The sequence below is a fragment of the Microcoleus sp. FACHB-672 genome (assembly GCF_014695725.1).
Taxonomy (GTDB): Bacteria; Cyanobacteriota; Cyanobacteriia; order Cyanobacteriales; family Oscillatoriaceae; genus FACHB-68.
In genome coordinates this window covers 20,440-35,324 of sequence record NZ_JACJOU010000032.1, presented here as the reverse complement: position 1 = coordinate 35,324, position 14,885 = coordinate 20,440, and the positions used below count along the sequence as shown (strand labels likewise).

Annotated in this window: 11 protein-coding genes and 1 tRNA gene; 5 read left to right on the top strand and 7 right to left on the bottom strand. The window is 45.9% G+C overall.

The window, feature by feature from the left end; all coding sequences use genetic code 11:
* Positions 1 to 775: 775 nt before the first annotated feature.
* Both H6F56_RS22880 and H6F56_RS22875 read right to left on the bottom strand, forming a co-directional pair.
* Positions 776 to 1,240 (bottom strand): hypothetical protein, encoded by a 465-nt coding sequence (locus H6F56_RS22880; RefSeq protein ID WP_190673349.1) that lies wholly within the window; start codon positions 1,238 to 1,240, stop codon positions 776 to 778.
* 221 nt (positions 1,241 to 1,461) lie between these two features.
* On the bottom strand, positions 1,462 to 1,701 hold the full coding sequence (locus tag H6F56_RS22875) for a hypothetical protein (RefSeq protein ID WP_190673346.1): 240 nt from the start codon (positions 1,699 to 1,701) through the stop codon (positions 1,462 to 1,464).
* A gap of 114 nt (positions 1,702 to 1,815) precedes the next feature.
* On the opposite strand from H6F56_RS22875, the gene H6F56_RS22870 reads away from it, so the two are divergent.
* From H6F56_RS22870 to H6F56_RS22855, 4 genes are all read left to right on the top strand, one after another.
* Positions 1,816 to 1,983 carry a hypothetical protein gene (locus tag H6F56_RS22870; RefSeq protein ID WP_190673343.1) on the top strand — a complete coding sequence of 56 codons (168 nt, stop codon included), beginning with the start codon at positions 1,816 to 1,818 and terminating at the stop codon, positions 1,981 to 1,983.
* 150 nt (positions 1,984 to 2,133) lie between these two features.
* On the top strand, positions 2,134 to 4,146 hold the full coding sequence (locus H6F56_RS22865; protein ID WP_190673340.1) for a CapA family protein: 2,013 nt from the start codon (positions 2,134 to 2,136) through the stop codon (positions 4,144 to 4,146).
* 103 nt (positions 4,147 to 4,249) lie between these two features.
* The gene (locus tag H6F56_RS22860) at positions 4,250 to 5,125 is read left to right on the top strand and encodes an aldose epimerase (protein WP_190673337.1); all 876 of its coding nucleotides are present in this window, start codon (positions 4,250 to 4,252) and stop codon (positions 5,123 to 5,125) included.
* A 59-nt stretch (positions 5,126 to 5,184) separates the two neighbouring features.
* A tRNA-Lys gene (locus H6F56_RS22855) sits at positions 5,185 to 5,256 on the top strand.
* 221 nt (positions 5,257 to 5,477) lie between these two features.
* On the opposite strand, the gene H6F56_RS25965 is transcribed toward H6F56_RS22855, so the two are convergent.
* The 4 genes from H6F56_RS25965 to H6F56_RS22835 all read right to left on the bottom strand — a co-directional run bounded on the left by H6F56_RS25965 (position 5,478) and on the right by H6F56_RS22835 (position 9,137).
* Complete coding sequence (locus H6F56_RS25965) at positions 5,478 to 6,482, bottom strand: glycoside hydrolase family 104 protein (protein ID WP_199313199.1); 1,005 nt, start codon at positions 6,480 to 6,482, stop codon at positions 5,478 to 5,480.
* Between the two features lie 662 nt (positions 6,483 to 7,144).
* A complete protein-coding gene (locus H6F56_RS22845) occupies positions 7,145 to 7,348 on the bottom strand; it encodes a hypothetical protein (RefSeq protein ID WP_190673577.1) in 204 nt (67 codons plus the stop codon).
* The gene (locus H6F56_RS26560; protein WP_242032136.1) at positions 7,330 to 7,479 is read right to left on the bottom strand and encodes a hypothetical protein; all 150 of its coding nucleotides are present in this window, start codon (positions 7,477 to 7,479) and stop codon (positions 7,330 to 7,332) included. Before H6F56_RS26560 ends, H6F56_RS22845 begins: the two co-directional genes overlap by 19 nt.
* A 101-nt stretch (positions 7,480 to 7,580) precedes the next feature.
* A complete protein-coding gene (locus H6F56_RS22835; RefSeq protein WP_190673334.1) occupies positions 7,581 to 9,137 on the bottom strand; it encodes an ABC transporter permease subunit in 1,557 nt (518 codons plus the stop codon).
* A 163-nt stretch (positions 9,138 to 9,300) separates the two neighbouring features.
* Here H6F56_RS22835 and H6F56_RS22830 point away from each other — a divergent pair, with 163 nt between their 5' ends.
* The gene (locus tag H6F56_RS22830; RefSeq protein WP_190673331.1) at positions 9,301 to 10,062 is read left to right on the top strand and encodes an amino acid ABC transporter ATP-binding protein; all 762 of its coding nucleotides are present in this window, start codon (positions 9,301 to 9,303) and stop codon (positions 10,060 to 10,062) included.
* 47 nt (positions 10,063 to 10,109) lie between these two features.
* Here the strand turns inward: H6F56_RS22830 and H6F56_RS22825 are convergent, their stop codons facing one another.
* Positions 10,110 to 14,381: a PAS domain S-box protein gene (locus H6F56_RS22825; protein WP_190673328.1), complete on the bottom strand. Its 4,272-nt coding sequence runs from the start codon at positions 14,379 to 14,381 to the stop codon at positions 10,110 to 10,112.
* Positions 14,382 to 14,885 lie beyond the last annotated feature (504 nt).

The window sequence follows — 14,885 nt, the reverse complement described above, 5'->3', positions numbered from 1 at the left end:
TTAATTTAATAAATATAAATTTTTGCTATAATAAGTTAAATTTTTAATTTGTTAAATATTTTATAATTTATAAAATATTTTTACATAAAACCTTGATTTTATCTTTATTTTTACAATCACCAGCCGTTTTTAATGGCTATTCTCTTTATAAGAATTGACATCAAAAAGGGGCTGTATTGACTGTGATTTCTATTGATTAGAAATTTTTCGCATAAAGATAATTTTTTTGCTAAAGCTACTTAGTCTTTTCTGCATAACTTTGTTTCACGGAGTCAGTGCATAATTATCCCATTAAAATAGAATCCCTTAGTGTCCGAAGCTTCAATAAAGCCAGGGTGAAACAGCCAAGGCTGAACAAGTCATGCTGGCCTTTGCATTTAATGATTACTTATATTCAAAATAACAAATTTATCTTGTTTCTTACTTGTATCTACAGAAAGAGTTATCTGTGAATTTAGCAAGTAAGCGCGAATACAAAATAACTCCATTCAATTTTATTAAAGTGTTCCAAAGTCTGAGATAGAGAAAAATTTCCTCTATCTTTAAGGTTAAATTAATTTAATCGTGAATTATCTTTTTTGCCTCAACCGGCAGAGGAATGGAAACTGTATTTCCAGGCGAAACGAGCCTTCAGCATTGATCACTCAAGCCGGCGTATTTTTAGCATCCGAGAAGCTGCTGGCTGACCTTTGAGGTGAGACAAGGCCGACAATCTATTAAAATCTTAAAAAATCAGAATTCAGAAGGTTGACAAGGTTCTGAATTCTGATGCTTGCTACAGTACCTTGTGCGTGTACTCGTGTTGCTTCACATTGTCTTCCGTTTTAATAATTCGCTGGGAATTCAGCACCCGCTTGCGATCCAGGGAATAATTAAAGTCATCGCGCACAGTTCCCAAAGGAAGGTGTGATTGAGCGCTGGTACGGCTTTTGTAGGTGCGAGTTGCCGCGATCGTCCGGAAGGAAAACTCATCGCAAAATTGAGCCTCTGCAGGAAACTGGGCCGGTTTTTGAGGGGTTTCACCATCTAACACAGCCCCCACAGTTGTGCTCAAAGCCATTTGGTAAGAAGTGGGAATTCCTTTGAGAATTGCTTCTAAAGCTGCCGAAGGGATAGGCTCGATAATTTTAACTTCATGGACTTCGCCATCTTCTTTGATAAAGCAAGTGGCTAAGCCTACTACCAGGTAGTCTTCGGTTGACACATCAGGTGCGTTGGGATAGGAAGTGGCAGTTGCCATCGCAATATTTCAGCCAAGTAATGAACGACTTCGCCAATCCTACCACTGTTTGAATGCTTAAAAAGGCACTGAAACAACCGCTTTTCCGGAGGATTTTATACCTTATATAACTCTCGCGCTCTCAAAAACGCCGATAAGACTAAGGCCGTTCATCGGCACAAAACGCCGAGAAACCACTCTCTCAGCGCTTAGTAGAAATTGTTAGAGTGAAGTTTTCTCGTTTAACTGTTGGCGAAAAGAAAACTTTGTGAGAGTTTGCGAGCTTCCTCTAAAAAGAGCGAGACTCTCCCCCGACTTTCGCGTTGAATGTAACCAGCCTTGACAGCGTCACAAAGGTTAGCAAGTGCGTCTAAATCGTCTAAGCAATAGCCCTTGAGCGCTAAAACTTGGCGGATAAGACCTTCCGATTCGACGCTGAGGCAACCTGTTTGAAATGCGGATTCTACAAGGGTGCGAATCATAGCAGTATGAGCATCCTGAGTCTGTGAATTCCTTAGCCTTAAATATCCTAGATTTTAGCGAGAGATCAGTTGATAGCGATCCCCGATAGCTGTGATTGTGAAGCTTGTGTCAAAGTGACTGAAGTCACTGACAATTTGTATCAATCTTTGCAGTCTGGGAACGAGCTTGTAGGGTGCTGGGGTTCTGCAAATGCCTTCGCCGGCAGGTACGGGGGAGTTGAGCGAGCAAGATGGCAACGTCGTGTCTGTGGAGATCGATACGCTTTCTTGCAGCTAGGTTAATCAAACCTGCCCGTAGAATCACAGGTGCCGGTGTAAACTACGATTGAACTGCCATTAAACAAGCTCCTCCTATTGCCGGAGAATACTTGAGTTGACTTTCAATAGGGTGCTAGTTTTAAGCAGCGTAGCGTGTGTTGAGGATTGAACAGGATGACGACTCTAGACAGTGTGTGGCAACCGTCTGTAATCGATTTAGCGCGGGCTGGGAATTTCCGGGCACTGACGTATTGGATAAACACGTATTTGTTGCCTCAAGGCATTCACGCCCGTGTAGAAAACGCTCAGGCCGGCTGTCTACAAATCTTTGTAGAGTTCCGACAAGCAGTGGACAAGCAGCGGACTGTGCAATCAATCTGTCACCAAATTTGGAAACTGAACTCTGACGAAATAGATGGCGTGCGGATTGTGGCGCGTTGTGCCGGCCAACCCGATATCGTATGGAAACAATCAGTCCGCATCGTCACCCCAGCTAACCAGCAACGGCGCGTACAAGGGGTGCCCAGAAGGCATTCGATTGGCTGGCTGCCGGGCGAGAAAATTAATTTTAAGGTGCTGCGTGCCATGTTAGTGGTAGGCACAGCAGTTGCTTCTTTTACCTTTGGCTGCTGGTTTGGTTACCGCGCCATTCTAAATAATAAAATTGCTACTACTCCTATTCCGACTGAGGCGGTGACGCTGACCCAACAAACTCGCCCCAAAGAGGTGCGGGCGGCTTTAGAAACCATCCCCGTGAAATATCACAATCAGGTAACCGATCCGACTGATCCGATTGTGACGCTGATGTTTGCCGGCGATGTTACCCTATCAGATTCCTTTGCCGATGTCGCCGGCAAGGATTACAAATGGGCCTTCGCTCAAATGGATTTATACCGGCAAGTGGATGTGGCGATGGTCAATTTGGAAAATCCGCTGACGCGATCCGAGACGATTAGACCCGGTAAAGAATTTAATTTTAAAGCCGATCCCGAATCTGTCCAAGCGCTGACCGAGGGGGGTGTGGATATCGTAAACCTTGCCAACAACCACACGATGGATTATGAGGCACCGGGACTCGCGGAAACGCTGCAAACATTAGATGGGGCGGGAATTCGCTACGTGGGTGCCGGCAGAGATATCAAAGAAGCACGACGCCCAGAAATTATCGAAGTCAAAGGTCAGCGTATCGCCTATCTGGGGTACTACGATCCAGAATCTCACGCTGCCGCCGATAAAGTAGCCGGCACCAACCCTTTGCTCGAAGCTCAAATCGCTGAAGATATCAGTGCGATCCGGAACCAGGTAGACTGGATTATCGTGAACTACCATTGGGGTGAGGAACTCGCCGATTATCCTGCTGATTGGCAGCGAGAATTGGCTCATTTCACAATCGATCAGGGAGCCGATGTGGTAGTTGGCCATCATCCCCACGTTTTGCAGGGTGCAGAGATTTATAAGGGCCGGCCCATTGCCTACTCGTTAGGAAATTTTATCTTCGGGGGGAATTCTCGCAGCGATTACGATACAGCCGTGCTGAAAGTATCGCTGAAAGGGAAAAAAATGAAGGTAGAGTTTCTGCCGGTGGAAGTGAGGCAGTATCAGCCAAGCGTTGTTAAGGATGAGCGAGGCGACGAAATTCTCAACCACATTGAGGAAATTTCTCATATTTTTGAGCGGCCAATGACATCACCGATGATCTTGAACACTCGGCGAACCGAATCAATTGCCGCAGCAGAGGGTGCAAATTCTGGGCCGGCTTTACAGAATGCACAATTTACAACAGGGGGCGCAAATTCTGCGCCGGCACTTGTAACAGCACCCAATTCTTCCCCAGTGCCGGCCCAGAACTCGAATTCTTCAATCAAAGTGCCGGTGTTTCCCGCTGATATTATTCTGCGGAACTATGCTGAGGAGCTTGAAGTGCTTCAAAATAAGGAACAGCTAGAGGCTTCTCCTGAAACTGAACCGGCTGCTGAGGATGAGTTTATTAACACTCAGCCGTTTATCACACAACCGTTCGTTCCCAACCTACCCTCACCGCCATCGGAAAATCAACAAAGTCAACTACCCGCAATTCCACCGCCTTCTTTTAATCTGTCGAATTGGAAGCAGAAAGAAGCGGAAACTCTCAGCCTAGCAGCCGAGCAAATGCGTCGCAAGACGATTCAACTGCCGGTGTTCGCCTAGGCGAGATAAATCGCCTCGCAGTCAGTTGTTAAATGTTAGTCGCTACTGATATTTGACAACTGACTTGTACCGACTGACAACTGATAACTAACAAATAACCACTGTGTTTGCGATCGCCGTCAAAAAGCAGCAGTATAAAACCTACATTCTCACTGACCAAGCCGCAGAATCTCGGCTAGAGGTCGTTCCAGAACGGGGTGGCATTATCACCGGCTGGCGGGTAAAAGGCCAAGAAATCCTTTACTTAGATACCGCCCGGTTTGCCAACCCAGACTTGAGTGTGCGAGGTGGAATTCCGATTTTATTTCCGATCTGTGGCAACTTGCCAGACAACACCTACACTCACAACGACCAGCCATACACCCTCAAACAGCATGGGTTTGCCCGCGATCTGCCTTGGGAAGTGCGAGAGCAAATTACTGAAGAGCGAGCCGCTATGACGCTGGTTTTGACCAGCAATGACCAAACACGCGCTGTTTACCCCTTTGACTTTGAACTGGCTTTTACTTACCAGATCAAAGGTAACGCCTTGGAAATTTTTCAGCGCTATACAAATCGCTCGACTGAGGTAATGCCCTTTTCCACCGGCTTGCATCCCTACTTTTTGGCGCTTGACAAAACTCAGTTGGGTTTCAATATTCCTGCTGTCCAATACCAAGATCAAAGAGCACAGACGAAACACCCGTTCACCGGCACCTTTGACTTTGAGCAAGATGAAATTGATGTGGCGTTTAACCAGTTAACGGGCTTAGCCACCAGTGTCACCGATGCCAGCCGGCAGACGCGGATCACCCTCAGCTACAACAGCACCTATTCCACGGTGGTTTTCTGGACGGTAAAGGGTAAAGACTTTTACTGTGTTGAACCTTGGAGCGCTCCCCGCAATGCCCTTAATGTCGGTAAACCTCTGATTCGCTTACAGCCCGGAGCCAGTTGCGAGACGCTCGTTCGGATGACGGTAAGTTTTTTAGACAAATAACTTGTCTTTTAGAAAAACCTCTGCTAATCTAGTAAAGGTGTTTTAAAGGCACACTTACTGGGTCGCTAACTCAACGGTAGAGTACTCGGCTTTTAACCGAATAGTTCCGGGTTCGAATCCCGGGCGACCCATATAAACGTAAAAGTAAAAAATAACAGCGCTTTGGTGAGCGGAAAAAGCCGGCGAAGGGCGAGAATTTCATGCGTTGCCCTCTCTTCTCAATTTCCACTTTTTTAGGGAAGGAAGGAAGACAATTAAGCTGGATTAAAGGGTAGAGAGGAATGGGGGATTTTGAGGTGATCCCCTAAAAGAATGAATGAGAAGGGTATTCGCTTATGGGTGGCTTATTCCCCTATTTCTGTGCCTGTGAGGGAGATTCATATTTTTTTCGCTCCCGCCAGTACATCGCCTCTAACTTATCTAAAGGGTGTTCGGGTTGCCCATAACCGGCACCTTCAACATGAACCCAAATGGCTGAGATTTTGCGTAAAGCGGCTTTAATGTTGCCAGCTTCAATATCTGCCAGCGCGCCTTGTTCTCGAATTAATTCAATCGCTGCCAAATCTTGAGATCGGGGGCCAAAATCTGGCAATCCTAATTTTCGTTTGAGCCGGTCAAACGTTGGCTTTAAAAATTGATATCTCCCCGCCGCACTTGAGCAAATGCGCCGCCCGTTAGAGTAGGCGCAGTTCACCTGATCAGGATGGGTGCGGAAACTATCAAATTTAACGCCGGTGAATTGAGTGCGGTAGCCATCTGATCCCGCCGTTCCTTCCGCTACAGCGATCAGGTCTAGAAAAGCTTTGATGTTAGCGCTTTTGAGGGGTGTTGCGGTTTGGGCGTATAAATCACTTAACTGTCCCGACACTTTGGGTTCGTCCCAATCCCGCGCCGTGAGACTCAATGCCGGTTGGGTAGATTGTACGTTGTTAAGAAATCCTGGGACTATCAGCGCTAAACAACAAACACTCAACCCCAAACCGAATCCCCACTTCCGAGCAGGTTTCTTACGACGAGAACGCCTTTTGAGCCTAATTTTTGGCCAACGTTCTGGGGGGATGTTCACTGGCAGCACACCGAGTTCGTATCCCAAGGTGAACAAAGACTTAATCCCCAACAGCATCTGTGCAACTTTTTGGGGGGAAACGCCCTCAGACGCTTTAGCGGTTCCAAACGCCCGAATATCGGCTCTTGTGACTTGGGCGAAGGGTTTGCCGGCAAAAGCTTGGAACTGTTTGGCCAAGCGCCAGGAAGACCGCCGTCGGCGGGGAGATTGGCACCCCACCCACTGTTGAATCAACTCATTGTCAGAACTACTGACGTTCCAGTGTCTGAATGATTGTCGATCTGTGTACATCGCTTACCTCTAGATGGCCCATTTTTCTAGCGCGTTAGCGAACCAAAGGCGGCTCTGAATTTTTTTGTGAGCCATTAGATTGGGGTTGCGATTGGGAGGATTTGCCGGTGCAAAATCCGCTGCAAAAACCCGCCTAGGTTCTACTTTTCGGCTTCCCCAAGGTGTTTGTCGTGATGCACCCTACTCCTGCCCTTGAGCCAGTGCAACTAAAATTGTGTGAGCAATTCTGATTGCATTTGCCTAAGGCTAAGCGATACAGGAGTTTGTTCAATAGTGGAACTATTTTGTTGAGTAGAGCACCCGTCTCGACAACCGCGTTCATATTGGGGGTTAGACCGGCTAATGATCCCCACGATTTTATCGTTGGATCGTCTTTATTGCATCCGTGGCCGTACCTGATTGGCCGGCATTGCCCGATCACCCGTTACGGAGAAATAATTTTGCACTTAGTTTGCATAAAACAATGAGAATTTAAAAGTCAGGATAAAAGACAAAAACAAAAACTTCCTAGTTTTATTTTTGCCTTTTTCTGGTTTAGTTTTGCCTCATTTATTGTGAGGACTGACCGAGCAAATTAGGACTGGAGCTGGTGGCCTAGGGAAGTTCCAAGTTTGACAGTAAATTTTGTCATTATTGCTCTTGCCGATGCCTGCTTTTAGAAGTTACTTATGTCCTGATAATTTCACCTTTTCGCCCGCCTGTTTAAGCAGGGAGGAGTATATAGCCGGCTGGCTCTGGTCATCGCTCAAGCAAGGCAAACTAAGTCCTACATTTTGCCCTTCTGCATCACTTCCTGAAGATGCTGCCGGATCTCCTGCGCCTGCTGCATCTCTGTCTGCTGTAACTTCTAGAAGAGTTCCACACAAGGCTGATATCCCGTTTCCTGTGCGTCTTTGATATAAGCTTCGTAGGCTTCGAGAGCTTCGGACTTGTTTTGCAGCACTGTGAGCAAGTCGTACTCCAGGTTGCTGATCACTGTATTTCCGTTGCTGGCCATAAACTTATTCTCTGCGAGAATTACTCAATTACTTTGCCTGATCGCGCGAGTGCAGTTCATCTATCCAAAAGGGTAGTAATGGAGCAGCCAGAAGGTGAATATCATTTAAATTGCCGTTTAACAGGGTTCATCCAACGTTCTAACCAGCTAAAAGCTTGAGAGGACAAGAGGGTAAGAGCTAAGTAAATTAAGGCGACAGCCGTGTATATCTCAAACGTGCGATAATTTTCTGCCACAATTAACTGTCCGCGACGGAATAAATCTTCAAAACCGATCACAGCAACTAAGCTAGTATCTTTAAGCAAGGTGATGAATTCATTGCCTAAAGGTGGGATCATTCGCCGCAACGCTTGAGGAAATATAATATATTGCAGCGTTTGCACCGGCCCTAATCCTAAAGATTGTGCAGCCTCGGCTTGTCCGGGTTCTATCGATTGAATGCCGGCGCGGACAATTTCTGCAATGTAAGCAGCACTATTAAGACTCAGCGCCATCACGGCTGCCGGCAGGCGATCTAGGGTAAAGCTCAATCCCAACTCTTGCACCAGCGCCGGCAAGCCATAATAAATCATAAAAATCTGCACCAGCAAGGGTGTTCCTCGGAAAAAGTCGATATACACCCGCGCCAGCACACTCAAAGGGCGATAGGAAGAAAGACGGGCGAGGGCAATCAAAGAACCTGCGATCGCCCCTAAAAATAGGGAGAAAGCCGTTAGTTGCAACGTAATTAATGCGCCTCGCAGCAAGTTGGGCAAGGCGGCGACGATCCTGCCGGTTGAACCCCCGGTGTCGATATCAGCATTGTCTGAGTTTAAAAAAGGTAAGGTTGTCGGTAGTTCCGGTGGCTGAACATTAAACCATTTTTGATAAATTTTGGTGTAGGTACCATTATCCAAAACCGCTGTTAAACCTTTATTAATAGCGGCGAGAGAAGGAGAATTTTTAGGTGCCGGAATGCCAAAGAATTCTTCTGTAATCAATTGGTCGATAATTTTGATGCCTTTGAGATTACTTTGTTTGATGGCGTAAAGGGTGACGGGGGCATCACTAATTGCAGCATCTACATTCCCGTTAACCAAGGCTTGCAATGCCAGGGGGGCGGAATCATAAGTTCGCAGTTTTGCACCAGGAATTTCTTTGGCTTTTTGAGCGCCGGTTGTGCCGATTTGCACAGCAATTGTTTTATTTTTGAGGCTATCAAACGAAGTAATAGTTGTGTTGTTCGTTTTGATGGCAATTGCGATGCCGGCTTTAAAATAAGGTCGGGAGAAAGAAATTGTTTTAGTGCGTTCAGCCGTAATCGTCATGGCGCAAATAGCAGCATCCACGGTTCTTGACTGCAATGCCGGAATAATGCCATCAAAGGGCATACTTTGAAATTCAATTTTAAAGTTCGTGGCTTTGCCGATAGCTTGGATTAAATCAATATCAAAGCCGGTTAATTCGCCATTTTGTGCTTGAAACTCAAAAGGAGGGTAATCTGCGCCGGTGGCAACTTTGAGGGTTTTGGGGGTGTCGGCAAGGTTGGCGTTTAACACGCAGCCGGCGAGTAGCAGTAGACAGCTTAAACCCAATGCGAGCCGGCGCAGCAACTTTGGCGATTTTGCCGGCAAACCAGGGAAGTGCCGGTGGGGTAACGATAAATTCTCTTTTGGCATTTTAATGTTTAATGCTGGGATTACCCATCGGTTGAGGAATTGATAATTTAGTAATTTTATGCTAATATCAGCTCACTTTTTAAAATGTTAGCTAAAAACACTTTCTGTTAAAAAGATTTAACGGATCATTAAACCTTAAAAGCTAAAAGGGTCTGAGTGATTTATGGAAAATCCCACTCCCACGATCACGTTTGAAAATCTTCAGAAAAACTTTGGTTCTCTGCAAGTGTTGCAAGGAATCACCGGCTCGGTTAATCAAGGTGAAGTTGTTGCCGTCATCGGTTCCTCGGGCTGTGGCAAAAGTACCCTGCTGCGATGTTTCAACCGGCTGGAAAAAATTGACGGCGGGCAGTTGGTTGTTAGCGGCATCGATTTGTCTCCCCCAAACCTCAGCCGGACCCGACTACGACAGTTACGAACTGAGGTGGGGATGGTTTTTCAGCAATTCAATCTTTTTCCGCATTTAAGTGTATTAGAAAATCTAACTTTAGCCCCACAAAAAGTTTTAGGAAAATCGCGTCAGGAAAGCATTCAGCAAGCAAGATTTTATTTAGAAAAAGTTGGACTTTCCGAAAAAGCCCAAGCCTATCCCCAACAACTTTCCGGAGGACAAAAACAGCGAGTTGCCATCGCCCGCAGCTTGTGTGTAAATCCCAAAGTGATGCTATTTGATGAACCCACCAGCGCCCTTGATCCGGAATTAGTGGGAGAAGTGTTGCGAGTTATGCAACAACTTGCCGAAGAGGGAATGACAATGGTTGTTGTCACCCATGAAATGCTATTTGCGCGGGAAGTCGCGCATCGAGTGTTATTTTTACATCAGGGTAAAGTAGAAGAGTCGGGTTCTGCGCGAGAAGTTTTGACAAATCCCCAAAGTGAGCGTTTGCGTGGCTTTCTCAGCCGGCTGAATTTAAGCGTGGAATAAGTGAGCGATCATTCGGTTTGTTAACAATGCCCCTGACTTTATTTTCACTAGACTTGATGAATCGGAATCTCAATAGAAAACTCAGTCCCTTTACCGGGCTGTGAACTGCAAGTTAAAGTACCACCATGTTTTTCCACCACAATTTGATAACTGATAGATAATCCCAATCCTGTGCCTTTACCTATCGGCTTCGTCGTAAAAAACGGGTCAAATAACCGTTCTTGGGTTTCTTTACTCATGCCGCTGCCATTGTCAGCAATGCAGATTACAGCCCGGTTCCCCCCTCCTGAAGCAGATGGGACTGCATAAGTGCGGATCGTAATCGTGCGAGGCAAGGGAACAGTTTCTAAAGCATCAATAGCATTAGCCAGCAGATTCATAAACACTTGATTCAGTTGGCCGGCAAAGCAATCAACTAAAGGTAATTCCCCATACTCTTTAATGATTTGAATCTCAGGTTGGTCAGATTTCGCTTTTAGCCGGTTTTGCAAAATCAGCAGCGTATTATCCAAACCCTCATGAATATTGACTTCTTTCATCTCCGCTTCATCAAGCCGAGAGAAATTCCGCAGGGACAGCACAATATCGCGAATGCGTTCAGTTCCCATTTTCATAGAGGATAAAACCTTCGGCAGATCCTCAGTCACAAATTCCAAATCAAGTTGAGAAAGTAAATCTTGCACAGCCGGCAACGGGTTAGGATAACACTGGCTATAAAGCTTGATTAAATCCACTAAATCAGTCGTATAGTCATTCAGGTGAGAAAGATTGCCGTGAATAAAGTTGACAGGATTGTTAATTTCGTGAGCAACACCGGCAACCATCTGACCGAGAGAAGACATCTTTTCAGTTTGAATGAGCTGGGCTTGGGTGCGTTTTAACTCGTGCAAAGTTTGCTCTAGCTGTTGGGCTTTTTCTTGCGCTTGTTGGGCAAGTTGTCTGGATTGGATTTCAGAGTGTCGCAACGCCTCCTCTGCTTGCTTACGCTCAGTTACATCCACCCCAATCCCCCAACTAGCCCATCCGGGAATTGGAAATTCCTCAGAGATATTCGACCAGGCAATTGTTTTAACACTCCCATCCTTAGCCGTGATCTCCCATTCCCAACTGCGGTAATCATTGCCAAGTGTTGCCCATAAAGTCATCATTGAGGCTCGATAGGTTGGGTCTGGATACATCAACTCAATTGCTTTGGAATTGCCAATAATCTCATCGGCACTGAAACCCGTGACCCTTTCGCACTCTCGGTTCCAGACGGTAATGTTCCCTTGTTCGTCAAAAGTATCCATCATCACCGGCATATTCTGAACAATTTGGCGTAGTTGTTCTTCGCGCTGCTGCAAAGCTTCCTCTGCTTGCTTGCGTTCGCTGATATCGCGGATTACGGTCGAGAAAAACTCCACCTCTCCATTTTCTGATTTATGGCTCATCCAAACCTGCGAGACAGGAATATCCCTGCCGGTGCGGTGTCGCAAAGCGCTCTCGCCACTCCACACCCCGTCGCGCACAACAGTCTGCCACGCTTCATTAAGAATGAGATCAAGGACAGACTCCGCCATGAACTCAGGAATAAACATGGATGTAACATCCTCATCCTCACCAAATCCCAACATTTGGCGACCTGCCTTGTTGATATAGAGAGCGCGGCCATTTGCATCAGCAACGCCCACAAAGTCAGTCGTTGCCTCAAGAATTGCCGTCAGTCTTGCTTGAGCTTTCTGAGCTTCTTTATACTCGGTGATATCGGATGTTAAACCATCCATGCGGACAACAACACCGGCTTCATCATAAATTAGCCAACTCTTGCTTCTGATCCACCGCACGTCCCCGTCAGCTCGAATAATTCGGTACTCTAATTCTTGGCTGTTAACTTCTGTCCATGCACTCGCAGATTTGGCAACTCTGTCCCTATCTTCAGGATGAGCGACCTCCAGCCACAGAGACGGTTTGCTATAGAATTCAGACTGTGGGCGTCCATAAAGCGTTTCTGCTGCTGGGTTCATGTAAAGCAGCTCGAAGGTGTCAAAAGCAGTTGACCACACCACATCTTTCAGAGAATTAAGAATACTATTAAGCCGCGATTCACTATTACTTAAAGCGGCCTCAGCTTCCTTGCGATCTGTGATGTCCTGCATCGCCACCACCGCACCCAATTTTTTGCCGGCTGCATCAATAATTGCTTGACCATTTGCCAGGAGAATGCGCGTTTTTCCTTGTTTTGGCACGATTACCATCTCTACATCCCGAACCGCTTCTCCTTGCAACGCGCGAAACAGAGGAATGTCTTCCCGTTGCATTGGGGTCTTCCCGTCTGGCAGGTACAAGTCAAAGTGTTGCGCCCATTCTCCTGCTGGGATCGGTTGCGCCGGCAACCCATGAAACTCTTGTGTCGCTCGATTAAACAGCGTTAAAATTCCATTCGCATCACACGCAACAATGCCATCGGCTAAGTTATTGAGCAATGCGCTTAAGAATTCTTGTTCTTTGTATAAAGCTTCCTCTGCTCGGCGACGTTCTGCCATTTCTTGTTCGCGCTGCTCAATAGTTTCTGTTAATTGGGCTGTGCGCTCCTCCACTCGAATTTCTAACGTTTCATTCGCCTCCTTTAGCGCTGATTCCATCTGTTTTCGTTCAGTAATATCTCGCCAGCAGCCCACAATCTCCAATGGGTTGCCGGCTTCGTCTCGCACCAGTTTCAGTTCGTCGTGAATCCAGTGATACAGCCCATCTTTGTAAAGGAAACGGTATTCAAGAAACTGGGTGCCGGCTACCAGCAGATCCGACATTCCCGCCAAAGTTTTGGCGGCGTCTTCTGGGTGAATTCGATTTGCCCAAAAGCTTGAATCTTCCAGAAAATCTCTCGCTTCATGACCCATGTGTTCCTTCACATTTTCACTCATGAAGGTTGCGCCAAAATCACCAGATGCTTTGCAACTGTAAACGACAACGGGACTATAGGAAAGCAGATTCCGAAATCGCTTTTCACTTTCGTGCAAGGCTGCTTCTGAAAGCTTGCGTTCGGTAATGTCTCGCGCCACTGTATAAATTAAATTTTCTTCTGCCGAAGGATTTGATGCCCACTCCAGCCATTTATAAGAGCCATCCTTACATAAATAACGGTTCACAAATGAGATAGTGTCTATCCCTTGGGTGAGCTTCCGTGTTTGGGCTAAGGTTGCTTCTTGATCTTCTGGGTGAACAAGCTCAATTAATGGTTTCGCTAACAGTTCTTCATTTGTAAAGCCTAGGGTTTTTTCCCATGCCGGATTTAGCTGTTTGAAATAGCCATCAAAGCCGGTAATGCAAAACATTTCTAAGGATAAATTAAAGAAGCGATCACGCTCTGCGTGTGCCTGTTGCAGTTCCTGGGTATAGGTGGCGACGCGCTGGATCAATAGGTTTAAAGACTGCGTTAGCTTTCCTACTTCATCTTGGGTGGTGACTGGCGCTTGCAGACTAAAATCCGCTTCCTCAGTGACTCGCCGAGCGACTTTAGTGGTAGCTTCTAGGGGGCCAGCGATCAACCGGCTAGTATAGAGAGCTAGGGCTACTGCTATTACAACTGATAGCATCAGGCTGCCGGCACTGATCTCTATGCCGGTTCTCCGCGCTGCAATTAACTGCGCCCTTGCTTGTTTTTGTTCTTCATAAGAGGATTGAATAAGTTCAGTGAGATTGTCTGAGATGCCATCAAATTTAAGCGCAGTTGGGCTTTTGCTGAAAATTAAGAGCTGTTGTTGTGCCGCCTCGCTTTCTTCCGTGTTTAATACAGGTAATTTTATTTGCCGAAGCAGTGCTTCAATTTGCTTAAAATATGCTTCTGGCACCCCCTCGTAAATTTGGTACAAGTTTGGGATTTCTTCAGTGTGCATCTCGTTGGCATAGCTGACACTGCCGGCTAAGGATTTGAACTCCGACCACACCTGATTCACTTCAGTAGCGTGTTCAAGAAAATGGTTATATTCTTCTTGCAAAGAATCAGGGTTATCTATCAAAGCAGCGAATTGTTGTTGATGCCCCCGTGACTGCAATACAGCGGTTTGCAAGCGATGCAAAAGATTGAGTTCTTCTTGGGTGTGCTTTTCAAGCTCTGCAGCTTGTTGTTCATAGTAATTTCTGATCTGAAATCCTGTGGTTACTCCGACAATGGCTACTCCCAAAGCTAAAGCAAACCCCCAGCCAATTTTCTGTCTAATTTCTAGGCGACAGATCAGCCGATTTAACCAATTTTTAGGAAGCTGAGGGGCACTATTATTCCAATCGGTCAAAGAAGGGGAACTTGTTGATTTTAAATTGTTGTTTGAAGGTGGGTAATTCATAAAAAATGTCTCCCTATAACTTCCTAATATTCACAGTTACCCATCAAAAAGATATTGTTAGAGTTTGATCAGGTAATTCTCTGCATTCAAATTGAAAACTAATGGCGATATATTAACGCACCTAACTTAAAAATCACAAGGTTTTATAGCAATTCCGTATTTGTACCCATTTATTAACAGGACAATAAAATCTTCGATAAAGAACCACTTGCTAGCAAAGGGATACTTTGTAGAGTTTAATCTTGATTTCCAAAAAACGAGAGTTTAGGGGCAATGCCGGCTGCCCGCCTCCAGATAAGACTTGTAGAAAAATTGGCTTAAGGGCAAGTTTAGGAGCAAAGTATGCCAATGCGAACGTCAAATTTAAGTAAAATTCCGCCGCGCTTCTTCTTAAGCCAGAAGTCTATTTTTATTTGATGTGCAGATTTTAAATTTTAGATTTACTCTAAAATTACCCTGACGAGGAGGAGTTGTGGAAACCTAATCTAATGAAAGACTAGCCTA